The organism is Xenophilus sp., from assembly GCF_044462705.1.
GTDB lineage: Bacteria > Pseudomonadota > Gammaproteobacteria > Burkholderiales > Burkholderiaceae_C > Xenophilus > Xenophilus azovorans.
The window spans coordinates 1-21,739 of the sequence record NZ_JBIQNC010000051.1 but is presented as its reverse complement, the minus strand read 5'-3'; the positions used below and the strand labels follow the sequence as shown (position 1 = coordinate 21,739).

Here is a 21,739-nt window from a genome sequence, read left to right as displayed (position 1 = left end):
GGCCTGGACCTGGACCGGCTGGACCTGGACTGCACGCACTACGAACCCGCGCCCGAGCTGCTGGCGGCGCGGTTCGACGAGGCGCCCGTCACCGAGGTGCTGACCAGCCGCCTGCTCAAGAGCAACTGCCGCGTGACCGGCCAGCCCGACTGGGGCAGCGTGCAGGTGCGCTACAGCGGCCCGCCGATCGACCAGGCGGGCCTGCTGCGCTACATCGTGAGCTTCCGCAACCACAACGAGTTTCACGAGCCCTGCTGCGAGCGCATCTTCATGGACATCCAGGCGCGCTGCCGGCCCACCAAGCTGGCCGTGTACTGCCGCTACACGCGGCGCGGCGGGCTGGACATCAACCCCTTCCGCGCGAGCTGGCCCCAGGCGCTGCCGCCGAACGTGCGGACCGCGCGCCAGTGAGCCGGCCGCCGCGGCAGGCGCGCATGAAGGCCAGCAGCCGTGCCTCGGCCGCGAGCAGGCCGCGCGCCGGCCGGCCGCCGGTGCTGCGCCGCCAGGCCTTGGCCAGCGCCTGCGGCGCGTCGTCGTCCAGGCGGCTGCCCAGCGCCAGCACCTCCGGGTGGATGTAGGCCTTGCGGCACACGGCGGGCGTGTTGCCGAGCTGGCGCGCCACCGCGCCCACGATCTCCCGGGCGCCCCAGCGGGCCGCGTCGTCCGGCGCGGCGGGGCGCTCGCAGGCCAGGCGCGTCAGCTCCAGCGCCTGCACGGTGCCGTGCCACGTGCGGAAGTCCTTGGCGGTGAAGTCGCCGCCCGAGGCCTCGCGCAGGTAGTCGTTCACGTCGCCGGAGCCGATGGCATGCCGCGCGCCGGCCTCGTCCTCGTACTGGAAGAGGGCCTGGCCGGGCAGCTCCTGGCAGCGGCGCACCACCTTCGCCACCCGCGCGTCTTCCACCTCGGCCTCGTGCTCGATGCCGCTCTTGCCCTTGAAGCGCAGCCGCAGCCGCCCGCCGCGCACCCGGGCATGGCGGCTGCGCAGCGTGGTCAGGCCGAAGGAGCCGTTGGCGCTGGCGTACTCCTCGTTGCCCACGCGCAGGTAGGTCGTGTCCAGCAGCCGCACGACGGCCGCCAGCACCGCCGCGCGCGTGGGCGCCGTGCCGGGGCGCATCGCCTTCAGGTCGCGCCGCACGCGGGCGCGGATGCGCGGCAGCGCATGGCCGAAGGCTTCCAGCCGGTCGAACTTGGCCTCGTCCTGCATCCGGCGCCACTGCGCGTGGTAGCGGTACTGCCGCCGTCCGCGCGCATCGAGGCCCACCGCCTGCAGGTGGCCGTTGGGCAGGGGGCAGATCCAGACCTCGGTGTAGGCGGGCGGGATGGCCAGCGCCCGGATGCGGGCGATCTCGTCCGGGTCGCGAATCCAGCGGCCGCGCGGGTCCTTGAAGCGGAAGCGCTCGCCGCTGCGCACGCGCGAGCAGCCCGGCATCTCGGGCGAGACGTACACCAGGCCGGGGGCGATCGGCGCGGGGCGGGCGGTGGCGGGCATCGTGGCCGACATGCTGGCGCAGCGGCGGCGCGGCGGCTGTAGGACGCGCGCCGCGCCGCGGGTGCGCGGGCGGCGCGCTGCGTAGACTGTCGCTCCGTCCGTTCTCGCGAGGCCCCCGTCATGCGTCCCATCGCCTTTCTCCGCCCCTTGCGCCTGTGCGGCGCGGCCGTCCTGGCAGTCGCCGCGCTGCTGGCCGGCTGCGCCGCCCCCGGCGGCGCGTCCACCTCCGCCTCCCCGCAGGCCGTCGCGCCGGTGAAGGTCAAGGTCTTCGTCGCCGCCATGTTCGAGATCGGCCAGAACACCGGCGACCGCGCCGGCGAGTTCCAGCACTGGTACGAGCGCTACTGGAAGGGCGCCGCGCCGGTGCCGGTGCGCGGCGCGCTCGGCCCGGTCTACTGCAACGCCGACGGCGTGTGCGGCGCGGTGCTGGGCATGGGCAAGGTGAACTCCTCCTCGTCCATGCAGGCCATCCTGCTCGACCCGCGCTTCGACTTCTCGCAGGCCTATTACGTGATCTCCGGCGTGGCCGGCACGCCGCCCTCGCGCGGCACCATCGGCATGGTCAGCTGGGCCACCTGGCTGGTCGACTACGACCTGGGCCACCGCTGGGCGCCCGAGGAGAACAAGGCCGGCGAGCCGACCTTCATGCCGCGCAAGGGCTACGAGAACTACCGCCGCTTCCGGCTCGACCCGCAGCTCGTCGCCTGGGCGATGAAGCTCTCGGCCGGCGTGCCGCTGGCCGACGCCGACTCGGCCCGCCGCTATCGCCAGCGCTACCCCGACGCCGCCGCGCGGCGCGCGCCCTTCGTCGGCACCGGCACCCACATGACGGGCGACACCTTCTTCCACGGCCCCGGCCTGTCGAAGGAGGCGCAGTACATCGCCAGGCTCTACGGCGCCGACGACTACGTCATCACCGAGATGGAAGCGGCGGCGATCGCCCTGGTCATCAACCGTACCCACGGCACCGGCCGCGTGATGAGCCTGCGCGGCGCCGTCAACTTCGACCAGGGCCACCCGCGCGAGAGCACGCTGGCGCACCTGGACCCGGCCCCCGGCGAGACGGCCGGCGGCTTCGCCGAGACGGTGGAGAACATCGAGCGCGTCGGCTCGCGGGTGGTGGACCACATCGTGGCGAACTGGCCGCAGTGGCAGGCGGGCGTGCCCGCACTGCGCTGAACCTCCGTCTGTTCACCCAGGAAGGCTTCCCATGCACCCGCACGACGAACTGCGCCTCATCGACTGCACCGAAGCCGAGCACGCGCCGGCCATCCTGGAGATCCTGAACGAGGCCATCGCGAACTCGACGGCGCTGTACGACTACGCGCCGCGCCCGCCGCAGGCCATGGCCGCCTGGTTCGCCGCCAAGGGCGCGGGCGGCTTCCCGGTGGTCGGCGCCGTCGACGCGGCGGGCCGGCTGGCCGGCTTCGCCAGCTGGGGCACCTTCCGGGCCTTCCCGGCGTACAAGTACACGGTCGAGCACAGCATCTACGTGCACCACGCGCACCGCGGCCGCGGGCTGGGCCGGGTGCTCCTGCTCGAACTGATTCGCCGTGCGCAGGCGGCCGGCGTGCACGTGATGGTGGGCTGCATCGACGCCTCCAACGCCGCCAGCATCGGCCTGCACCAGCGGCTGGGTTTCGTCCACGCCGGCACCTTCCCCCAGGTCGGGTTCAAGTTCGGCCGATGGCTGGACGCGGCCTTCTACCAGCTCACCTTCGAAGGCTCGCCGGCGCAGCCGGTGGACGGCTGAGGCGCCGCCGCGTCAGCCCTCGGCCGTCGCCGGGACCCGGCTGGCCCCTTCCATCATGCGGCCGTACGCGGCCTGCCACTCGACGGACTCGTCGATCTCGAAGTAGCCGCTGCGCGCATCGGTCATCAGCGCCGGATCGTCCACGCCCGGGGCGGGCGTGCCCGCGGCGAAGGCCCGGGCGGCGGCCAGCGCGCGGCGCCGCGTGCGGGCGATCATCAGGTCGCCGGGGCCCAGGTGCTCCCTGGTGTGGTCGGTGATCGCGCCCATGCTCTCGGTCACGGCCTGGTCCTGCAGGCCGATGTGGTCGATGCCCGAGTAGATGCGGTTGGTGCGCTGCGCCTCGCGGTCGATCAGCCAGTCGTTCGACTCGTCGGCCTTCACGCGGTAGCGCCCCAGCCAGCTCGTGTCCACCGGGACGAACTCCGGCTGCGCCCGGCTGCCGCCCAGCGGCTTGCCGTCCTTGAGCGGCTCGTTGGTGCCGCGCGGGCCGCCGGTGCGGCGGCGCCAGAAGATCATCATCGTGTGCTCGTCGTCCAGCGGCACCCAGGCGCGCGCCTGGATGTTGATCGGGAATTCGCCCTGCGGCGTCTGCGTCCAGAACGGGAACATGTAGTTCGCGAAGCGCCAGTAGGTGGTCTTCGGCCGCACCGTGCGGTAGGCGCCGTAGGTGGTGCCCCAGGGCGCGTCCTTCACGTGGTATTCGGGTGCGCGCTCGCTGGCGGTGTGCTGCAGGGGGTGGCCATCAGGGACGTTGTCCGGGTCGAGGTGGCCTACGTGCAGGAAGCCGAAGTGCGAGGTGTCGATGTCGCCTTCGAGCGACTGCATCCAGTTGCAGCTGCGCATCATGAAGAAGATGTCGACCTCCTCCTCCTTCAGCAGGGTGGCCTCCACCATCGGCAGCGGCGGCGGGCTGGCCTGGCGCTCGCCCATGTAGACCCAGATGATGCCGTTGCGGTCGACCGCCTTGTACGCGCGCGCCTTCACCTTCTCCTTGAAGTCCTGCGCGGGCGCCACGCTGGGCATCTCCACGCAGTTGCCGTCCACGTCGAACTTCCAGCCGTGGTAGATGCAGCGGATGCCGTTCTCCTCGTTGCGGCCGAGCACCAGCGAGGCGCAGCGGTGCGGGCACAGGTGGTCCATCACGCCGACGCGGCCGCTGGAATCGCGGAAGGCGACCAGCTTCTCGCCCAGCAGCATCAGCCGCATCGGCGTGCCATCCTCGGCGAGCTCGCTCGAGCGTGCGGCGGGTATCCAGTACTGCCGCATGAAGTTGCCCATCACGGTCCCGGGGCCGGTGCGCGCGATCTCCTCGTTGTCCTTCGAAAGTTTCATCGTTGCTCCACGTTTGAGAAAGAGGGGGCTGCGGTGTCGGCGGTGGCGCCGCGCCGCAGGCGGATACCGCCGACCTGGCCCGCGGGGCCGAGCCCTGCATAGCCTTCGACGCGGTCGAGGTCCACGAGCACGGGCACGCCGAGCATCGCGAAGTCATGGGCCTGCTCGGCCTGCGGGGCCCGCGCGAAGACGCGCTGCCGGTCCGCCGGCGAGTCGCTCACGCGCGCGCGGCCCTGGAAGTGGTAGGTGGCTTTGCTGTCCTCGTTGCGGTAGACCAGCGCCACGCGCGGGTTGGCGCGGATCGCGTGCACGAAGGCGCCCTCGGGGCTGCGGATCCACATGGCCAGGCGGTCGTCGCTGTCGGCCTGCACCGAGCCGCGGAAGCTCATCACCGGCTGCCCGTCGGCGTCGACATACGCCAGCAGCATCGGGTGGCGCTCGACGAGCGCACCGTCGATCATGGCCTTGAGCTCGGCCGGCAGCACCAGCGGCGCCTCGGCCGGCGGTGGCGGCGGGGTGCGCTGCTGCTGCACGAGGACGATGCGGGCGTCGTCGTCGAAGCCGAGCGTCATGACGAGCCCGCGGTCGCTCGACCCCGGCTGCCGCTCGCCGACCAGGCGCACCGCCTCGCCGACGGCCAGCGGCGGCTGCCAGTGCAGGCGGCGCGCCAGGTCGCCGTTGGGCCCCTGGGCGATCTCGCGGGCCGCGGCCGCCGCGCCTTCGGCCTGCTTGCCGAGGGTCATGAAGCGGGCGCGGGGATGCAGCAGGGCGGCCAGCGCCGCCTCGGCCTGCGGCGCGGCGGCGCCCAGCGCGGCCACGAGGTCGGCCGCGGCGCGCAGCGTGCGGTCGCCGGCCGTCATGCGTCCTCCCGCTGGTAGCCGCTGGCTTCCACCAGCTGCGCGAAGCGCCTGCGCTCCTGCGCCAGCGACGCGGCGAGCGCCGGCCCGTCCAGCGGCGCCGGCACCATGCCCTGGGCCGTCATCTTGGCGACCACCTCGGGCTTGGAGAGCATCGGCGTCATCGCCGCATACAGGCGCTCGACCAGCTCGCGCGGCATCTTCGCCGGGCCATAGAGGCCGGCGGAGTTCTGGATGGCGACCTTCACGCCGGCCTCCACCAGCGTCGGCACCTCGGGCACCAGCGGCGAGCGCTGCTCGCCCGAGACCGCCAGGATGCGGATCTTGCCGGTCTTGTGCATCTCCACCAGCGGACTGGTGCCGGTGATGAGGATCGGCAGGCGCCCCGAGGCGAGGTCGATCAGGCCCACGCCGCTGTCCTTGTACTGCACCGCCGTCATCGGCACCCCGGTGGCCAGCGCGGTCGCGATGCCGACGAAGTGCGACGACGAGCCGGCGCCCGGCGCCGCGCCGTACACCGCATCCTTGCCCTTGGCGTGCGCCCAGTCCACGAGCTGGCGCATGTCGCCGATGCCGCTGTGCTGCGGGCTCGCGGCCAGGCCGACGTCGAACCAGCACAGCCCGCCGATGAAGCTGAAGTCGGCCACGGGGTCGTAGTCGAGCCTGTTGTAGATGTTCGGGTAGATCGCGAAGGCGCTGCTGGTGGAGAACATCAGCGTGCGCCCGTCGGGCGCCGAGCGCTTGAGCTCGCCCAGCGCCACGCGCCCGCCTGCGCCGAGCTTGCTGAGCACGACGACCGGACGGCCGAGCACCTCGCGCAACTGGTCGGCCACCAGCCGTGCCGTGAAGTCCATCGACGAGGCCGCGCCGACGAGCAGCGTGATCGGCTGCTTGTCCTCCTGCGCCAGCAGGCGCGGCGCGGCCAGCGCGGCGGCGGCGCCCGCGGCCAGGCCGAGCGCCGCGCGGCGGCGCGTGATGGTGCTGCCCCGGGCGCTCATTGGATAACCTCCGTGCTCCGCACTGCGGTGCGAGCCCCCTTCGGAACGGCCGGGCGGGGGCTCATGCATCCTCCCGCACGTAGCCGCTGGCCTTCACCAGCCCGGCGAAATGCTCGCGCTCCTGCGCCAGCGCCGCGGCCAGCTCCTTCGGCGTGGCGGCCCACGGCGTCATGGCCTGGCCGGCGAGCTTGTCCAGGATGGCGGCGTTGCCGAGCATCGGTACGACCGCGTCGTGCAGACGGGCCACCAGGTCCGCCGGCATCCGCGGCGGGCCGAACAGCCCGGTGGAGGTGCTGCTGCTGACGTTCACGCCGGCTTCCTGCAGCGTCGGGACCTCGGGCACCAGCGGCGACCGCACGCTCCCCGAGACGGCCAGCAGCCGGACCTTGCCGGCCCGGTGCATCTCCACCAGCGGGCTCAGCCCGGTGATCATCATCGGCAGGCGGCTGGAGGCCAGGTCGATGATGCCCACGCCGCTGTCCTTGTAGGCCACGTGCGTCATCGGCACGCCGGTGGCCAGGCTGATGGACAGGCCCAGGAAGTGCGACAGCGAGCCGTTGCCCGGCGCCGAGCCGAACACCGCGTCGCCCCGCTTGCGCGTCTTCTGCCACGCGATCAGTTCCTTGAGCGTGGTGGCGCCGGTCATCGGGCCCGTGGCCACCGCGACGTCGAACTTCGAGATGCCCGCGATGGGCGTGAAGTCCGCCACCGGGTCGTAGTCGAGCCTGTTGTAGATGTGCGGATAGATCGCGAAGGGGCCGCTGGTGGCGAACACCAGCGTGCGCCCGTCGGGCGCCGACCGCTTGACCTCGCCGAGCGCGAGCCGCTGGCCGGCGCCGAGCTTGCTCAGCACGACGGCCGGGCGGCCGAGCGCCTCGTGCATCTGCTCGGCCACCAGGCGCGCGGTGAAGTCCATCGAGGAGGCCGCCCCGACGAGCACGGTGATGGGGGTGGTGTCCGCTTGCGCGGGCGCGGTGCGGGCGAGTGCGGCTGCCGCGGCGCCGAAGGCGCCCTGAAGAACGGCGCGTCGGGTTGTCATGCGTGTCTCCTTGTCGTTGTGCTGTCGTGGGGAAGGAAGGCGAGGGCGTGCCGGGCGCGTTCCGCAGGAACGGCCGGTCCCGCCTGGCATGCCGCGAAGACCGGGCATGAGGGGCCTCGTGGGCCCGCAAGGGATGTCTCCATCGTGGTTCATCACTTGCCGAAGTGACGTTTGTTAATCAGAATATAATTCCATTTTTAGAATCCGACAATCCACATGTCCCGCATCGTCCTCGGCATCGGCACCTCCCACACCCCCATGCTCAATGCGCCCGTGAGCGACTGGAGCCGCTTCATCGAGCGCGACCGCGTGCGGCCGCACCTGGACAAGCAGGGCCGCCCCGTCAGCTACGAAGAGCTGCTGGCGCAGGCCGATGCCTCGATGGAAGCGCAGTTGCGGCCGGAGCGGCTGGCCGAGCGGCATGCGCGCGCGCTGGCGGAGGTCGAGCGGCTCGGCGCGGCGGTGCGCAACGCGCGGCTCGACGCGCTGATCGTGGTGGGCGACGACCAGAAGGAGCTGTACGGCGACGACAACATGCCGGCCATCCTGCTCTACCGCGGCAAGACCATCCGCAACGTGCCGCTGGCGGACCACCCCGGGCCGGACTGGGCGCGCGATGCTTCGGCGCGCTACTTCGAGAAGGAGGCGCCGCGCGACTACCCGGTCGACGATGCGCTGGCGCACCACCTCATCGACCACCTGATCGAGAGCGAGTTCGACATCGCCTGCGCCGACAGCCTGGCCGACGGCTACGGCGAAGGGCATGCCTTCGGCTTCGTGCACAACCGCCTGCTGGCGGGCGAGGTCATCCCCGTGGTGCCGGTGTTCCTCAACACCTACTACCCGCCCAACCAGCCGACGCCGGCGCGCTGCCACAAGCTGGGCCGCGCCATCCGCGAGGCGGTGGAAAGCCATCCGGGCGACCTGCGCGTGGGCATCCTGGCCTCGGGCGGCCTGAGCCACTTCACGGTCGACGAGGCGCTCGATGCGCAGGTCATCGCCGCCTTGCGCGCCAAGGACGAGGCGGCCTTCGCCGCGCTGCCGCGCGCGCTGCTGAACTCGGGCAACTCCGAGATCCGCAACTGGATCTGCATGGCCGGCGCCACGGGCCACCTGGCGCTGCGCGGCCTCGAGTACATCCCGGCCTACCGCACGCCCGCCGGCACCGGCACCGGCCTGTGCTTCGCCGACTGGAGCTGACCGGATGGGCACGCAGGCGCCTTCCGCCCTGCTCGAGCTGCGGCTGCACGCCATCCGCTACGAGGGGGAGGGCATCCACAGCTTCGACTTCCGCGACCGCGGCGGCGCGCCGCTGCCCGCCTTCACGGCCGGCGCGCACGTCGACGTGCACCTGCCCAACGGCATGGCGCGCCAGTACTCGCTGTGCAACCCGCAGGACGAGCGGCACCGCTACGTGGTCGGCGTCAAGCGCGACGATGCCGGGCGCGGCGGCTCGCGGCTGCTGCACGAGAAGGTGCACGTGGGCGACGTGCTGCGCGTGAGCGAGCCGCGCAATCATTTCGGGCTCGTCGAAGGCGCGCCGCATTCGGTGCTGCTGGCCGGCGGCATCGGCATCACGCCGATGGTGTGCATGGCGCGCCGCCTGGCGGCGCTGGGGCGCCCGTTCGAGCTGCACCATGCGGTGCGCCGACGCAGCGAGGCGGCCTTCGCGCAGGCGCTCGCCGGCATCGACCGCCGCCTGCATGTGGACGAGGAGCACGGCGGCAGGCCGCTGGCGCTCGCGCCGCTGCTGGCGCAGGCGCCGGCCGGCACCCACTTCTACTGCTGCGGCCCGGCGCCGATGCTGGACGCCTTCGAGGACGCCGCCGCCGGACTGCCCGCGCAGCAGGTGCACGTCGAGCGCTTCAGCGCCGCGCACGAGGCCGACCACTCGGGCGGCTTCGTCGTGCGGCTGGCGCGCAGCGGCGCCAGCGTGGAAGTGCGGCCGGGGCAGACCATCCTGGAGGCGCTGCGCACCTGCGGCGTCGACGTGCCCGCGTCGTGCGAGCAGGGCATCTGCGGCAGTTGCGAGACGCGCGTGCTCGACGGCACGCCCGAGCACCGCGACAGCCTGCTGTCGGACGAGGAGAAGGCCTCCAACAGCGTCATGATGGTCTGCTGCTCCGGCAGCCGAGGGCCGCAGCTCGTGCTCGACCTGTGAGAGGCGCCCGCCGGACATGGACCACGCCCCCGCTTCGCTAGACTGGCAGCCCTTTGGTCACTTCACGAGACACAGCGTGGGACGCCCGAGCCGCAAGGACAAACCCATCCTTCCCGACTACTCGGAAGGCATCCAGATCAAGACCGAGGACGACGACCCCCGGTTCAACAACGCCCTGGCCCGCGGCCTGGCGATCCTGCGCAGCTTCCAGCTCGACCAGCAACTGCTCGGCAACGTGGAGCTGGCCGAACTCACCGGCCTGCCCAAGTCGACCATCTCGCGCCTGACCTTCACCCTCACGCAACTGGGCTACCTGCACTACCGCGAGGAACTCGGCAAGTACGAGCTGGCGGCCGGCGTGGTGAGCCTGGCCTATCCGTACATCGCCAACATGGCCCTGCCGGCGGTCGCCCGGCCGCTGATGGAGCAACTGGCCGAGCGCACCCGCACCAACGTGGGCCTGGGCGTGCGCGAGGGCATGTCGATCCTGTACCTGGAATACGCGCTGGGCGAGCCCAACCCGAACCGCCGCCAGCGGGTGGGCTTCCGCGTGCCGCTGGTGCGCACCGCGATGGGCCGCGCCTGCATCGCGGCCATGCAGCCGTCGGCGCGGCAGCGGCTGTACGAGGAACTGAGCGGGTACTACCGCAAGGACTGGCCCAGCCTCTACGGCGAGCTGGAGGACGCGGTCGAGCAGGTCGAGAGGCGGGGCTTCTGCATCGCCGCGGGCACGTTCCAGCGCAGCACCCACTCGGTGGCGGTGCCCTTCATCCATGCCGACGGCCGGATGCTGTGCGCCTTCAACTCGCAGGGCGCCGCGCACCTGCTGTCGACCGCGGTGATGGAGCGCAACGGCAGGCGGCTGATCGAGCTGGCCGCCGAGGTGCGCCAGCAGCTGGCCGCGCAGCCGCCCACCCCCAGCCTCGGCCGCCGCTGAGCCATGCGGCAGCCGGACGCCCCTCTCGTCGAGACGCCGCTGGGCGTGCTGAGCGGCGTCGTGGCGCGGCCCGGCGTGGCCGCCTTCCTGGGCATCCCCTATGCGGCGCCGCCGGTGGGCGCGCTGCGCTGGCGCGCGCCGCAGCCGGCGGCGCCGTGGGCCGGCGTGCGCGACGCGGCCGCCTTCGGCCCCGACGGCCCGCAGCTGCCGAACCCGCGCCTTCGCGCCGGGCGGCAGGACGAGGACTGCCTCTACCTCAACGTCTGGGCGCCGCAGGGCGCCGCGCCGGGAAGCTGCCCGGTGGTGGTGTGGGTCCACGGCGGCGGCTTCGCGGGCGGCAGCGGCTCGGACGCGCGCAGCGACGGCGCGCGGGTGGCCGCCCACGGCGTGGTGGTGGTGAGCTTCAACTACCGCTCGGGGCTGCTCGGCTTTCTCGCCCATCCGGCGCTCAGCCGCGAGAGCCCGCAGGGAACCTCCGGCAACTGGGGGCTGCTCGACCAGATGGCGGCGCTGCGCTGGGTGCGCGCCCACATCGCGGCCTTCGGCGGCGACGCGCGGCGCATCACGGCCTTCGGCGTCTCGGCCGGTTCTGCCTCGCTGTCGCTGATGCTGGCCTCGCCGCTGGCGGGCGGGCTGTTCGAGCAGGCCATCCTGCAAAGTCCCGGCGCGGGCCGGCCGCTGGCCTCGCTCGCCCAGGCCGAGCAGGCCGGCCGCGCGCTCGGCGACGACATCGAGGCGCTGCGCACCCTGCCGGCGCACGAGCTGCTGCAGCGCACCCCGCTGCTCGCGCCGAAGGTCCGGGGCCTCACGACGCCGCGGGTGCTCCGGCCCATCCGCGACGGCTGGCTGCTGCCCGAGGACGAGCGCCCGGTCTTCCAGTCCGGGCGCCTGCATGCGATGCCATTGATCGTCGGCAGCAACGCGGACGAGGGCACGCAGCTCACCCGCCCCTGGCCCGTCGACACCCTGCAGGCCTACGAGGCGCAGATCGAGGCCAACTTCGCCGGCGCGCAGGAGCAGGCGCGCGCGCTGTACCCGGCGGCGACGGATGCCGAGGCCCGGCCCGCGGTCGCGCAGATGTTCGCCGACACCCAGTTCAACTACGGCACGCGCCTGCTGGCGCGCTCGATGGCCGCGCGCGAGCCGCGCACCTGGCGCTACCTGTTCACCCGGCGCGCGCCCGGCGCCGAGGACGGGCCGCACCACGGCGAGGAGGTGGGCTACGTGTTCGGCAACCTGGACCAGGTGCCGGGCGCCGACGACCAGGACCGCCGGTTGAGCGACGAGATGATGCAGGCCTGGATCGGCTTCGCACGCGAGGGGGACCCGAATGCCGGCCGGCCCGGCGCCGAATGGCCCCGCTACGACCCGGCTGCCGACAACCACCTGGAGTTCGGCGACCGCGTGGCCGCGGGCGCGCGCTGGCGCACGGCGCAACTGGACTTCCTCGAGCGTTATCACGGCGGGCTGCCGGCGCGCGCCTGAGCGCTTCCCGCACGGACAATCGGGAGGCGGCGCCCCTGCCGCTCAGAGCCGTCCCCAGGCCCCACGCCATGTACATCCCCGCCCATTTCGACGAGCCGCGCAGCGAGGTGCTGCACGCGCTGATCCATGCGCACCCGCTGGGCCTGCTGGTCACCCACGGTGCCGGCGGCCTGGACGCCAACCACATCCCCTTCGAGCTGGAGCCGCGGCACGGCGGCGCTGGGCTGCTGCGCGCCCACGTGGCGCGCGCCAACCCCGTGTGGCAGCAGGTGCAGGCGGGCGACGAGGTGCTGGTCGTCTTCCGCGCCGGCGAGGCCTACGTCTCGCCCAACTGGTACCCGAGCAAGCACGAGGCGCACCGCCAGGTGCCGACCTGGAACTACCAGGCGGTGCACGTGCACGGCCGCATCACCGTGCACGACGACGTGCGCTGGGTGCGCGGCCTGGTCGCGCGCCTGACGCGGCGGCACGAGGCCGCCGAGCCGCGCCCCTGGAAGATGGGCGACAGCGCGCCCGAATTCATCGACGGCCTGCTCGCCGCCATCGTCGGCCTCGAGATCGAGATCACGCGCATCGAGGGCAAGCGCAAGCTCAGCCAGAACAAGGAGGTGCGTGACATCGAGGGCGCTGCCGCGGCGCTCGACGCGCGCGGCGAGACCATCGTCTCCGCCGCCATGCATGCGGCCGCCAGGGCCAAGGCCGGTTGAAAACGCTGGGGCCGCGCAGGCACGGCCCGTTACAACCCCGCCGGTTAGACTGCCGGGTTTTTCGAGTTCGGCAAAGGCAGCAGGTGGCAGCGCGCACAGCTTGGAGCCCCGCATGGGCTGAGTCGGCGCTGGTGCGCCTGCTGGCGCGGCTGGCACCGGCCGACGCACCGGCCGCGCCGCCGCCGGAACTGGCCGACGGCCTGGCCCAGTGGCTGGGCTGGACCGACGCCATCGCCCTGTCGGCGGCGCTGGACGGCGCGCCGGGCGCCGACGCCCCGCAAGCGCCGGCCGCCGCGCCGCTGGACGACGAAGCCGAGCGCCTGCGCGGCCTGCTGCGCCACGCGATCGAAGCCGATCCGGTGCTCAGCGGCGCGCCGGCCGTGCCGGCGGCCCGGCTGGCACGTTCGGCCAGCCCCGCGGCCGTGGCCGCCGCCGCGGCGCAGGCCGCGGCCGAGCCGCCGCCGGAGTTCGCCGTCTACCGCCAGCGCTACCTGGCGCGCCAGCAGGCGATGGAGACGGCCATCGGCGCCTCGCGCGGCGGCCTGCGCGACGCGCTGGCGGCGCGCTCGCCCGCGCTGGCGCGGCTGGCGGCGGTGGACGCGGTGATGGAGCAGGCCCTGGCCGCGCGCGAGCAGGCGCTGCTGGGCATGCTGCCGACGCGGCTGCAGAAGCACTTCGAGCGCCTGCGCCACGAGGCCGGCCCGGAGGCGCCGCCCGCGGCCTGGCTGCCGGCCTTCCGCCGCGACCTGCAGGCGCTGCTGCTGGCCGAACTCGACTTCCGACTGCAACCGCTCGAAGGGCTGATGCAAGCCTTGAGGACCCCATGAACCGATCGCTTCTCCTCATCGTCTTCCTCGCCGGCCTCGCGGCCGTGGGCTGGGTTGGCGCCGGCTATGTCGGCAACCACGCGCTCGCGCTGGCGACCATCGTGCTCATCGCCGTCGTCTATCTCGCCGGCGGCCTGGAACTGCGCCGCTTCGACCAGGCCACGCAGGCGCTCGGGCGCGTCGTCGATGCGACCGGCGAGACCCCCGCCACGCTGGCCGCCTGGCTGGAGCAGGTGCCCGCCCCGCTGCAGGGCGCCGTGCGCCAGCGCGTCGAGGGCGAGCGTGCGGCGCTGCCCGGCCCCGCGCTGTCGCCCTACCTGGCCGGCCTGCTGGTGCTGCTGGGCATGCTGGGCACCTTCATGGGCATGGTGCTCACGCTGCGCGGCACCGGCGTCGCGCTGGACAGCGCGACCGAGCTGTCGGCCATCCGCAATTCCCTCTCCGCGCCGGTCAAGGGGCTGGGGCTGGCCTTCGGCACGTCCGTCGCCGGCGTGGCGGCCTCGGCCATGCTGGGCCTGCTCACCGCGCTGCTGCGGCGCGAGCGCCTGCGCGTCGGCCAGCGGCTGGACGCGCGCATCGCCACGCACCTGCGGCCCTTCTCGCGCACCCACCAGCGCGAGGCCGCCTTCGAGTTGATGCGCCGCCAGGCCGATGCGCTGCCGGTGCTGGCCGAATCGCTGCAGTCGCTGGTGAGCAGCATGGAGCGGCAGAACCAGTCGCTGCAGGAGCGCCTGCTCGCCAGCCAGGAGGCCTTCCACGGCCAGGCCGAATCGTCGTATCGGCAGCTCGCCGTCTCGGTGGACGAATCGCTGCGCGCCAGCCTGGCCGAGAGCGCCCGCATCGCCAGCGCCGGCCTGCAGCCGGTGGTGGAGGGCGCGATGGCCGGCATCGCCCGGGAGTCCGCCGCGCTGAACGACGCGCTGACCCAGCGGGTGCAGCAGCAGCTCGATGCGCTGACGCAGCGCTTCGAGGCGACCAGCGCCGAGGTCGCGCGCACCTGGCAGGGCGCGCTGGCCGAACACCAGCACGCCAGCAACGCGCTGGCGCAGCAGATGACGGCGGCGCTGGACGGCGCGGCCGGCACGGTGGAGCAGCGCAGTGCGGCGCTGGTGGACGGCATCGGCACGCAACTGCAGGGCGCGGCCGCGCAGATCGCCGGGCAGTGGCGCGCCACGCTCGACGAACACCGCCGCGCGGGCGAGCAGCAGGCGGCCGAGCTGCGCCAGCACCTGGCCGAGACGGCCGCCGGCTTCGAGCGCCACGGCGCCGACCTCGCGCGCACGGTGGACGAGGCCCACGCCCGCCTACACGAACGCATCGCCCAGGCCGACGAGGCGCGGCTCGCCGCCTGGCAGGCCGGCCTCGGCAGCCTCGCCGAAGGACTGCGCACGCAATGGGCCGAGGCCGGTGCGCAGGCCGGGCGCGGGCAGCAAGCCATCGTCGATGCCCTCGCGCAGCGGGCGAGCGAGGATGCGCAGCGCCTCGCAGCCTGGACGCAGTCGCTCGATGCGATGGCCGCCTCGCTGCGCGGCGAATGGCAGCAGGCCGGCGAGCAGGCCGCGGCGCAGCAGCAGGCCGTGATGGACGCGCTGGCCCGGGCCGCGCAGGGCGACGAGGCCCGCCTGGCCGCGTGGACGCAGACGCTGGAAGCGATGGCCGGCGGCCTGCGCGAGCAATGGCAGCAGGCCACCGAGGCGCAGGTGCAGCGCCAGCAGGCCATCGTCGACGCGCTGGCCGAGGGCACGCGCGCCGTCGCCGCCCAGACCGAGGCGCAGGCGAAGAACACGCTGGCCGAGATCGGCCGGCTGGTGGAGGCGGCCGCCGAGGCGCCGCGCGTCGCCGCCGAGGTGGTGGCCGAACTGCGCGGCAAGCTCGACGACAGCCTGGTTCGCGACAACACCATGCTGGAGGAGCGCGCGCGCATCCTCGAGACCCTCTCCACCCTGCTGGACGCCGTGAACCACGCCAGCACCGAGCAGCGCAGCGCCATCGACGCGCTGGTCGGCACCTCCGCCGAGCTGATGGAGCGCGTGGGCAGCCGCTTCGGCGAGCAGGTGCAGGCGCAGGCCGAACGCATGGGCGAGACCGCCGCGCAGATCAGCGCCGGCGCCGTCGAGGTCGCCAGCCTGGGCGAGGCCTTCGGCGCCGCCATGCAGCAGTTCAGCGAGACCAGCGAGCGGCTGGGCGCGCAGCTCGAACGCATCGAGCAGGCCCTGGACAAGTCGCTGGCCCGCAGCGACGAGCAGCTCGCCTACTACGTGGCGCAGGCGCGCGAGGTCATCGACCTGAGCGTCATGTCGCAGAAGCAGATCGTCGAGGACCTGCAGCAGATCGCGGCCCGCCAGGCCGCCGCCGCGTGATGCTGGCCGGCGACGAGCAGTTCGACGGCGGGGCGCCGGCCGGCGCCAGCGACGCCACGGTCTGGGCCGTCTTCGGCGACCTGATGGCCGGGCTGCTGGGCGCCTTCGTGCTCATCCTCATCTACGCGCTGGGCGTGCAGCTCGACCTGGCGACGAAGCTGGAGACCGAGGTGCACCGGCGCGAGGTCGAGTCGCAGCGCCGCCAGGCGCTGGAGCAGGCGCTCGCCGGCCCGCTGGCCGCTGGCCGCGTCACGCTGAACAACGGCCGCATCGGCATCAGCGGCAGCGTGCTGTTCGCCTTCAACTCCGACGAGCTGCAGCCCGAGGGCCGGCAGTTGCTCGCCAGCCTGTCCGGCCCGCTGGCGGCGTACCTGAAGTCGCGCGACGAGATCCTGATGGTCAGCGGCTTCACCGACGACCGCCCGATGCGCAGCGACGCCAAGCGCTTCGCGGACAACTGGGAGCTGTCGGCGCAGCGCGCGCTCACGGTGACGCGCGCGCTGATCGAGGCGGGCGTCCCGTCGTCCTCCGTCTTCGCCGCCGCCTTCGGCTCCGAGCAGGCCGTGGCCTCCAACGCCGACGCCGAGGGCCGCGCGAAGAACCGCCGCGTGGAGATCGCGCCGACGGCGCGGCCGGTCAACGAGCCGGCCAAGGAGTGAAGCGGTGAGCGGCACCGGGGCGACGGACGTCCAGGCCACGCTGGCGGCCTGGCGCGCGCAGGGCGCGCAGCGGCTGGACCCGGTGCGCTTTCGCATGATCGAGGCCATGGCCCGGCGCGGCGCCGCCTACGCCGGCGAGGCGCGGCGCCGCATCGACCTGCGGCTGGCGGCGCTGGTGGCCGACTACGCGCAGCGGCTGGCGCAGGGCGCAGGGCCTGCTGCGCGCGGCGCGGAGGAGGCCAGCACGCCGTCGCCCGGCCCGCTGGCCGACCTGCTCGCCGGGCTCGCGCCGCCCGAAGAGGGCGACGCATCCGCCGCCCCGCGCGAGCTGAAGGCCATGCGCGCCTTCCGCCGCACTTTCACGCGCGTGCATGCCGAGCGCCGCCTGACGAAGGCGCTGGCCCAGGCGCCCGCCCATGCCGGGCCGCTCAACTCCCATCAGCTGGTGCACCGCTCGCTCGGCCTGATGCAGGAACTCGCGCCCGGCTACCTCGCCCACTTCACCCGCCACGTCGATGCGCTGATGGGGCTGGAGGCACTGCAGGCGGCGTTGTCGGCGGCCCCTGCCGCGCGCGCCGAGTCAGCGCGCCGGAACGGCCGCCGGCGCAGCGGCTGACGCGGCCCGCGGCAGGCGCCAGGTCACGTTGAAGTCGAACGGCGTCCACGGCGCCACCGGCACGCCGGCGCGGCGCAGCAGGCGGCCGGTCCAGGTGTTGCAGGTCTCGAAGAGGTGGTAGCGGCCGGTGGCCTCGTAGAACGCGTCGTTGTCCGCGTAGCCGGCGCCGGCGATGTGCACCGCGCGGCCGCCGGGCAGCATGGCGCGCAGATCGCCGGCCAGCCGCTGGTACTGCGCGCGGCTGAGCGGCACGCGCCAGGTGGCGCCGGGCGGCATCTGGGCGCGCGTCAGCCAGGTGACGTGCAGCAGCGCGGCGTTGCGGCCGAGCGCGGCATCGACGGCGTGGCGCAGCGTCAGGTCGGCCCAGGTGGGCGTGTTCAGGTAGAAGGCGCGGTCGCCCCAGCCGATGGCGACGAAGGCCGTGTCGGCCGGCGCCGCGCGTGCGTCGGTGGGCGGGAAGTGCGCGCGCCAGTCGATGCCGGCAGCCGCCAGCGGCACCACGATGTCGGTGTGCACGCCGTTGCTGATGACGTAGGCCTCGATGCCGGCCGGCGCGGCGTCGCCGGCTTCACCGTGCGGCCACAGCATCGCCGCGCAGGCGGCGGCCAGGTACAGCAGCGGCAGCGCGAGCACCAGGGCCAGCGCCCGCGCGGCGCCCTTCAGGAGCCGCCGGCGCGCCGGCGCCGCGCGCAGCGCGTCAGAAGAGCGAGCCGGTGAGTGCATCGGCATCGCGCGTTGGCTGGGCGCGGGGCGCCGGCCGCGCCGGCACGGCCGGCGCCTGCGCCTCGGGGCTGTCCGCGCGCACCAGCGAGCCGACGCGCACGCCCAGCAGGCGCAGCGGCTTCTCGAGCGGCACGCGCTTGAGGGCCAGGCCGGCGGTGCGGCGGATCAGCTTCGCGTCGGCCGTGTACTGCGCGATGCTCTGGTCGCGCGTGGCTGTCTTGAAGTCGTCGTAGCGCAGCTTGATGCCGATGGTGCGGCCGACGTAGCCCTTGCGCTGCAGGTCCTCGGCCACGCGCTCGCACAGGTCGGTGAAGATGGCGCCCAGCTCGGCGCGGTCGCGCACCGCGTGCAGGTCGCGCTCGAAGGTGGTCTCGCGGCTCATCGAGACGGGCTCGCTCTCGGTCACCACCGGCCGTTCGTCGCGGCCCCAGGCCATGTCGTGCATCCACGCGCCGCTGGCCTTGCCGAAATGCGTGACCAGCCACTCGCGGCTGCATGCGGCCAGCTCGCCCACGGTGCGCACGCCCAGGCGCTCCAGCTTGGCGTCGGCCTTGGGCCCGATGCCGTTGACCTTGCGCGCGGGCAGGGGCCAGATCTTCTGCTGCAGGTCGTGCTCGTACAGGATGGTGATGCCGTTGGGCTTGTTCATCTCGCTGGCCAGCTTGGCCAGCAGCTTGTTGGGTGCCACGCCGATGGAGCAGGTCAGCCCCGTGGCCTCGAAGATGGATTTCTGGATCAGCCGCGCCAGCACGCGCCCGCCCTCGCGCTGGCCGCCGGGCACGTCGGTGAAGTCGATGTACACCTCGTCCACGCCGCGGTCCTGCATCACCGGCGCGATGCCGACGATGACGGCCTTGAACTGGCGCGAGATGCGGCGCACCTCGTCGAAGTCCACCGGCAGCGTGATCGCCTGCGGGCACAGCTTCGCCGCCTTCATCATGCCCATGGCGGAGCCCACGCCGAACTGCCGCGCCGGGTAGGTGGCGGTGGTGATGACGCCGCGGCCCACGTAGTCCCTGAGCAGCGGGAAGGCCTCGGCCGGGATCTCGTGCCGGGGCACGTGCGCCCAGTCGCGCGCCAGCATCTCGTCCACCCTGCGCCGCCCGCCGCCGATGACCAGCGGCAGCCCCTTAAGCTGCGGATAGCGCAGGAGCGCCACGGACGCGAAGAAGGCGTCCATGTCGAGGTGGGCGATGCGGCGCAGGGCGGGTGGGCTCACCCCACCGATTTTCGTTCGGCGGCCGCCGGGTCCGCAGGGCCGCCGCGGCGGGGTCAGAACAGGCGGCTGGCGACCAGCGGCCCGCCGCGGTTGGAGCTGCCGCTCATCTGGCGCTGCCCGTTCGGACGGAACTCCTCGATGGTGGACATGCCGCCGGCCGGGTCCCAGGTGAGCTTCATGCTGCCGGCCGTCCCGAAGGCGATGCGGGCCTTGTTGCGCTGGTTGGTCATCGCGGCGCCGCCGGAGGAGGGCGGGTTGGGCGTCCAGGCCACGGTCGCGTCGCTGCCGAACTTGTAGTAGTACGACTGGCCGCTCTGCACGACCTTCCACCAGCCCGGCAGCCAGGCCGGCACGCTGCCTGCCGACGAGGCCGGTGCAGCCGGCGCGCCGCCCGCCGCCAGGGCCTGCAGGTCCGACAGCAGCGCCGGGCGCCAGTCGGTGTTCCTTGCGCGGTCCGACCATTCGTAGGGGTTGTCGATGAAGGCCGCGCTGCCCTTGGCCCCGGTCTTCAGGCCCAGGTCCACCCAGTCCAGGTGGATGTGGTCGTCGTGCGCGCCGGCGGTCCAGGACTGCCGCGTCCTGCCGTCGCCGCCGAAGCCGCCGACACCGCCGCCGATGTGGAAGTTCGTGAAGATCAGGTCCGACCACTTCATCGCGCCGTGATGCCTGACCAGCACGTCGATCAGCGCCAGCGCGGCGGCCTTCTCCTGCGCATTGCGGGAGTTGTAGAAGATGTCGATGGCCAGCCCGGAGGTGTGGCGCGTGCCCGGCTTCACGTCGACCAGCGTTCCGGTCCGCACCTTGGGAAAGGCGAGCTTGAGCACTTCCTTGAGCGCCGCGATCGCCGGCGATTCCACGAGTCTCGGCATGGTGACCTCCTTGAGTGCGGACATTGAATGCCGCCCGCCGTGCCGCGTCCATAGCGCGGAGGACCTATGCAATCGGTGCGTGCCCGGCGCTCCCGCTATTGCGCCGCTGCCGGGTGCGCGCCATCATCCGCGCCATGCAGACCGTGGCCACCATCCTCTGGCGCCGGCTCGACAGGCCGGGACACGACGCCTGCCGCCTGGAACGCAACGACACGGCCTGGCAGATCGACGGCGCCGCCGCGTTCCGCATGGAGGACGGGCGCGTGGCCCAGCTGCACTACCGCGTGCGCTGCGACCGGCACTGGCACACGCAGTGGGGCACGGTGCGCGGCTGGGTGGGCGAGCGCGCCATCGACATGGCCATCGCCCGCGGCCCCAGGGGCTGGACGCTCAACGACGCGCCGGTCACCGACCTGGCCCACTGCGCCGACCTGGACCTGGGCTTCACGCCCGCGACCAACCTGCTGCCCCTGCGGCGGCTGAAGCTGCAGGACGGCGAGGCCGCCGAGGCGCCGGCCGCCTGGGTCGACGTGGCCGAGGGCGGGCTGCAACTGCTGGAGCAGCGCTACGAGCGCATCAGTGCGACGCGCTGCGCCTACGCCGCGCCGCGCTTCCAGTTCAGCGCCGAGCTGGCGCTGTCGCCCGAGGGGCTGGTGCTCGACTATCCCGGCCTCTGGCGCGCCGAGGACTGAAAGGCGCTCACTCGAACACGGCCCGCCCGCCGGCCACCAGCGCGCGGTTGCGCCGGCGGTCCGCCGCGATCTCGCGCGCGAAGCGTTCGCTGCTGCCGCCCGCGGGCAGGTTGTAGGACTCGCGCAGCCGCTGGCGCAGCGATGCGTCCTGCTGCAGCAGCCGGTCCACCTCGCGGTTGAGGCGCTGCACCGCCGCCGGCGGCGTGCCGGCGGGCGCGAAGATGCCGAACAGCGAATCGCGGTTGGCCCGCTCGTAGCCCAGCTCGGCCAGGGTGGGCACCTCGGGCAGCGCCTCGATGCGCTGCGGCGCGCCCACCGCCAGCGCCTGCAGGCGGCCCTCGGCGATGTACTGCAGCTGCTGCGCCGCGACGTTGGTCGACAGCACCTCGAACTGGCCGCCGAGCGCGTCCGTGAGCTGCGGCCCGCCGCCGTGGTAGGGCACGTGCGTGATGACGGTGCCGCTCTGCGCGCGCACCTGCGCCAGCACCAGGTGGCCGAGGGTGGCCACGCCCGAGGTGGCCCAGCGCACCGCGCCGGGCGCGCGCCGCGCCGCGTCGATCAGGTCGTGGAAGCCGCGGCCGGCGAAGGCCGGCGTGCCCACCACCAGGACCGGCGTGTGCATCACGCCGATCACCGGCACGAAGCCGCGCAGCGGGTCGTAGGGCACGCGCGCGACCAGCGGCTGCAGCGTGAGCGGCGTGATCGCCGAGAAGGCCAGCGTGAGGCCGTCGGCCGGGGCGCGTGCCAGGATGGCGAGGCCGACGCTGCCGCCGGCGCCGCCGCGGTTGTCGACCACCACCGGCACGCCCAGCGCCTGCGCGAGCGGCTCGGCCAGGGCGCGCGCCATGCCGTCGCTGACGCCGCCGGGCGGGTAGACCACGATGAGCCGCAGCGGCCGCGCGGGCCAGGCGGCTTCGCCGGACGCGTCCGCCGCGTGCGTCCATGCGCCCGGGCAGGCCGCGGCCGCCCCCCGTGCCCCGGCGGAGCTGCGGCGCGGCCGGCGCCCGGGCCCCCCC

The 21,739-nt window shown here is 73.7% G+C and carries 21 protein-coding genes and 1 pseudogene; 13 read left to right on the top strand and 9 right to left on the bottom strand.

Annotated features, from left to right (window positions below):
* Positions 1 to 411, top strand: a pseudogene (locus ACIY1X_RS10395) (NADPH-dependent 7-cyano-7-deazaguanine reductase QueF); the annotation flags it as partial.
* Here the strand turns inward: ACIY1X_RS10395 and ACIY1X_RS10390 are convergent.
* Positions 347 to 1,489 carry a DNA topoisomerase IB gene (locus tag ACIY1X_RS10390; protein WP_399680320.1) on the bottom strand — a complete coding sequence of 381 codons (1,143 nt, stop codon included), beginning with the start codon at positions 1,487 to 1,489 and terminating at the stop codon, positions 347 to 349. The pseudogene ACIY1X_RS10395 and the gene ACIY1X_RS10390 sit on opposite strands and share 65 nt — an antisense overlap.
* 120 nt (positions 1,490 to 1,609) lie before the next feature.
* Here ACIY1X_RS10390 and ACIY1X_RS10385 point away from each other — a divergent pair, with 120 nt between their 5' ends.
* Both ACIY1X_RS10385 and ACIY1X_RS10380 read left to right on the top strand, forming a co-directional pair.
* On the top strand, positions 1,610 to 2,668 hold the full coding sequence (locus ACIY1X_RS10385) for a purine-nucleoside phosphorylase (RefSeq protein ID WP_399680318.1): 1,059 nt from the start codon (positions 1,610 to 1,612) through the stop codon (positions 2,666 to 2,668).
* Between the two features lie 31 nt (positions 2,669 to 2,699).
* Positions 2,700 to 3,242 carry a GNAT family N-acetyltransferase gene (locus tag ACIY1X_RS10380; RefSeq protein WP_399680316.1) on the top strand — a complete coding sequence of 181 codons (543 nt, stop codon included), beginning with the start codon at positions 2,700 to 2,702 and terminating at the stop codon, positions 3,240 to 3,242.
* A 12-nt stretch (positions 3,243 to 3,254) separates the two neighbouring features.
* Here the strand turns inward: ACIY1X_RS10380 and ACIY1X_RS10375 are convergent, their stop codons facing one another.
* The 4 genes from ACIY1X_RS10375 to ACIY1X_RS10360 form a co-directional block, all read right to left on the bottom strand.
* Positions 3,255 to 4,574 (bottom strand): Rieske 2Fe-2S domain-containing protein, encoded by a 1,320-nt coding sequence (locus ACIY1X_RS10375; protein WP_399680314.1) that lies wholly within the window; start codon positions 4,572 to 4,574, stop codon positions 3,255 to 3,257.
* Entirely contained in the window at positions 4,571 to 5,434 is an 864-nt protein-coding gene (locus ACIY1X_RS10370) for a pyridoxamine 5'-phosphate oxidase family protein (protein ID WP_399680312.1), read from the bottom strand. Before ACIY1X_RS10370 ends, ACIY1X_RS10375 begins: the two co-directional genes overlap by 4 nt.
* On the bottom strand, positions 5,431 to 6,429 hold the full coding sequence (locus tag ACIY1X_RS10365) for a Bug family tripartite tricarboxylate transporter substrate binding protein (RefSeq protein WP_399680310.1): 999 nt from the start codon (positions 6,427 to 6,429) through the stop codon (positions 5,431 to 5,433). Before ACIY1X_RS10365 ends, ACIY1X_RS10370 begins: the two co-directional genes overlap by 4 nt.
* A 61-nt stretch (positions 6,430 to 6,490) precedes the next feature.
* Positions 6,491 to 7,468, bottom strand: coding sequence for a tripartite tricarboxylate transporter substrate binding protein (locus ACIY1X_RS10360; RefSeq protein ID WP_051953154.1), 978 nt, complete (start codon positions 7,466 to 7,468; stop codon positions 6,491 to 6,493).
* Between the two features lie 216 nt (positions 7,469 to 7,684).
* Between ACIY1X_RS10360 and ACIY1X_RS10355 the strand changes: the two genes are divergently transcribed.
* From ACIY1X_RS10355 to ACIY1X_RS10315, 9 genes are all read left to right on the top strand, one after another.
* Entirely contained in the window at positions 7,685 to 8,668 is a 984-nt protein-coding gene (locus ACIY1X_RS10355; protein ID WP_399680308.1) for a protocatechuate 3,4-dioxygenase, read from the top strand.
* 4 nt (positions 8,669 to 8,672) lie between these two features.
* Complete coding sequence (locus tag ACIY1X_RS10350; RefSeq protein ID WP_038205355.1) at positions 8,673 to 9,629, top strand: PDR/VanB family oxidoreductase; 957 nt, start codon at positions 8,673 to 8,675, stop codon at positions 9,627 to 9,629.
* Positions 9,630 to 9,705: 76 nt separating this feature from the next.
* Complete coding sequence (locus ACIY1X_RS10345) at positions 9,706 to 10,566, top strand: IclR family transcriptional regulator (protein ID WP_051953155.1); 861 nt, start codon at positions 9,706 to 9,708, stop codon at positions 10,564 to 10,566.
* 3 nt (positions 10,567 to 10,569) lie between these two features.
* Positions 10,570 to 12,051 (top strand): carboxylesterase/lipase family protein, encoded by a 1,482-nt coding sequence (locus tag ACIY1X_RS10340; protein WP_399680306.1) that lies wholly within the window; start codon positions 10,570 to 10,572, stop codon positions 12,049 to 12,051.
* A 68-nt stretch (positions 12,052 to 12,119) separates the two neighbouring features.
* Positions 12,120 to 12,758 carry an FMN-binding negative transcriptional regulator gene (locus ACIY1X_RS10335; RefSeq protein ID WP_038205358.1) on the top strand — a complete coding sequence of 213 codons (639 nt, stop codon included), beginning with the start codon at positions 12,120 to 12,122 and terminating at the stop codon, positions 12,756 to 12,758.
* An 83-nt stretch (positions 12,759 to 12,841) separates the two neighbouring features.
* Positions 12,842 to 13,585 (top strand): DUF3348 family protein, encoded by a 744-nt coding sequence (locus ACIY1X_RS10330; RefSeq protein ID WP_038205361.1) that lies wholly within the window; start codon positions 12,842 to 12,844, stop codon positions 13,583 to 13,585.
* Positions 13,582 to 15,945 carry a DUF802 domain-containing protein gene (locus ACIY1X_RS10325; protein WP_399680304.1) on the top strand — a complete coding sequence of 788 codons (2,364 nt, stop codon included), beginning with the start codon at positions 13,582 to 13,584 and terminating at the stop codon, positions 15,943 to 15,945. Before ACIY1X_RS10330 ends, ACIY1X_RS10325 begins: the two co-directional genes overlap by 4 nt.
* Entirely contained in the window at positions 15,945 to 16,604 is a 660-nt protein-coding gene (locus tag ACIY1X_RS10320) for an OmpA family protein (RefSeq protein WP_038205366.1), read from the top strand. Before ACIY1X_RS10325 ends, ACIY1X_RS10320 begins: the two co-directional genes overlap by 1 nt.
* 4 nt (positions 16,605 to 16,608) lie before the next feature.
* A complete protein-coding gene (locus tag ACIY1X_RS10315; RefSeq protein ID WP_399680302.1) occupies positions 16,609 to 17,220 on the top strand; it encodes a DUF2894 domain-containing protein in 612 nt (203 codons plus the stop codon).
* On the opposite strand, the gene ACIY1X_RS10310 is transcribed toward ACIY1X_RS10315, so the two are convergent.
* The 3 genes from ACIY1X_RS10310 to ACIY1X_RS10300 all read right to left on the bottom strand — a co-directional run bounded on the left by ACIY1X_RS10310 (position 17,185) and on the right by ACIY1X_RS10300 (position 20,031).
* Positions 17,185 to 17,943: a TIGR02117 family protein gene (locus ACIY1X_RS10310; RefSeq protein WP_399680300.1), complete on the bottom strand. Its 759-nt coding sequence runs from the start codon at positions 17,941 to 17,943 to the stop codon at positions 17,185 to 17,187. The genes ACIY1X_RS10315 and ACIY1X_RS10310 overlap by 36 nt on opposite strands.
* The gene (locus ACIY1X_RS10305; RefSeq protein WP_399680329.1) at positions 17,918 to 19,123 is read right to left on the bottom strand and encodes a Y-family DNA polymerase; all 1,206 of its coding nucleotides are present in this window, start codon (positions 19,121 to 19,123) and stop codon (positions 17,918 to 17,920) included. Before ACIY1X_RS10305 ends, ACIY1X_RS10310 begins: the two co-directional genes overlap by 26 nt.
* Before the next feature lie 92 nt (positions 19,124 to 19,215).
* Entirely contained in the window at positions 19,216 to 20,031 is an 816-nt protein-coding gene (locus tag ACIY1X_RS10300; protein ID WP_399680299.1) for a hypothetical protein, read from the bottom strand.
* A 134-nt stretch (positions 20,032 to 20,165) separates the two neighbouring features.
* Between ACIY1X_RS10300 and ACIY1X_RS10295 the strand changes: the two genes are divergently transcribed.
* Positions 20,166 to 20,723 carry a putative glycolipid-binding domain-containing protein gene (locus ACIY1X_RS10295; protein ID WP_399680297.1) on the top strand — a complete coding sequence of 186 codons (558 nt, stop codon included), beginning with the start codon at positions 20,166 to 20,168 and terminating at the stop codon, positions 20,721 to 20,723.
* A gap of 7 nt (positions 20,724 to 20,730) precedes the next feature.
* On the opposite strand, the gene ACIY1X_RS10290 is transcribed toward ACIY1X_RS10295, so the two are convergent.
* A partial coding sequence (locus tag ACIY1X_RS10290) for a Bug family tripartite tricarboxylate transporter substrate binding protein (RefSeq protein ID WP_399680296.1) occupies positions 20,731 to 21,739 on the bottom strand: 1,009 nt, incomplete at its 5' end.

Coding starts and splice junctions, on each gene's coding strand:
- ACIY1X_RS10305 (WP_399680329.1), bottom strand. CDS start 19,123: ATGGACGCCTTCTTCGCGTCCGTGGCGCTCCTGCGCTATCCGCAGCTT.
- ACIY1X_RS10390 (WP_399680320.1), bottom strand. CDS start 1,489: ATGCCCGCCACCGCCCGCCCCGCGCCGATCGCCCCCGGCCTGGTGTAC.
- ACIY1X_RS10365 (WP_399680310.1), bottom strand. CDS start 6,429: ATGAGCGCCCGGGGCAGCACCATCACGCGCCGCCGCGCGGCGCTCGGC.
- ACIY1X_RS10325 (WP_399680304.1), top strand. CDS start 13,582: ATGAACCGATCGCTTCTCCTCATCGTCTTCCTCGCCGGCCTCGCGGCC.
- ACIY1X_RS10385 (WP_399680318.1), top strand. CDS start 1,610: ATGCGTCCCATCGCCTTTCTCCGCCCCTTGCGCCTGTGCGGCGCGGCC.
- ACIY1X_RS10310 (WP_399680300.1), bottom strand. CDS start 17,943: ATGCACTCACCGGCTCGCTCTTCTGACGCGCTGCGCGCGGCGCCGGCG.
- ACIY1X_RS10295 (WP_399680297.1), top strand. CDS start 20,166: ATGCAGACCGTGGCCACCATCCTCTGGCGCCGGCTCGACAGGCCGGGA.
- ACIY1X_RS10370 (WP_399680312.1), bottom strand. CDS start 5,434: ATGACGGCCGGCGACCGCACGCTGCGCGCCGCGGCCGACCTCGTGGCC.
- ACIY1X_RS10350 (WP_038205355.1), top strand. CDS start 8,673: ATGGGCACGCAGGCGCCTTCCGCCCTGCTCGAGCTGCGGCTGCACGCC.
- ACIY1X_RS10335 (WP_038205358.1), top strand. CDS start 12,120: ATGTACATCCCCGCCCATTTCGACGAGCCGCGCAGCGAGGTGCTGCAC.
- ACIY1X_RS10355 (WP_399680308.1), top strand. CDS start 7,685: ATGTCCCGCATCGTCCTCGGCATCGGCACCTCCCACACCCCCATGCTC.
- ACIY1X_RS10360 (WP_051953154.1), bottom strand. CDS start 7,468: ATGACAACCCGACGCGCCGTTCTTCAGGGCGCCTTCGGCGCCGCGGCA.
- ACIY1X_RS10320 (WP_038205366.1), top strand. CDS start 15,945: ATGCTGGCCGGCGACGAGCAGTTCGACGGCGGGGCGCCGGCCGGCGCC.
- ACIY1X_RS10375 (WP_399680314.1), bottom strand. CDS start 4,574: ATGAAACTTTCGAAGGACAACGAGGAGATCGCGCGCACCGGCCCCGGG.
- ACIY1X_RS10340 (WP_399680306.1), top strand. CDS start 10,570: ATGCGGCAGCCGGACGCCCCTCTCGTCGAGACGCCGCTGGGCGTGCTG.
- ACIY1X_RS10300 (WP_399680299.1), bottom strand. CDS start 20,031: ATGCCGAGACTCGTGGAATCGCCGGCGATCGCGGCGCTCAAGGAAGTG.
- ACIY1X_RS10380 (WP_399680316.1), top strand. CDS start 2,700: ATGCACCCGCACGACGAACTGCGCCTCATCGACTGCACCGAAGCCGAG.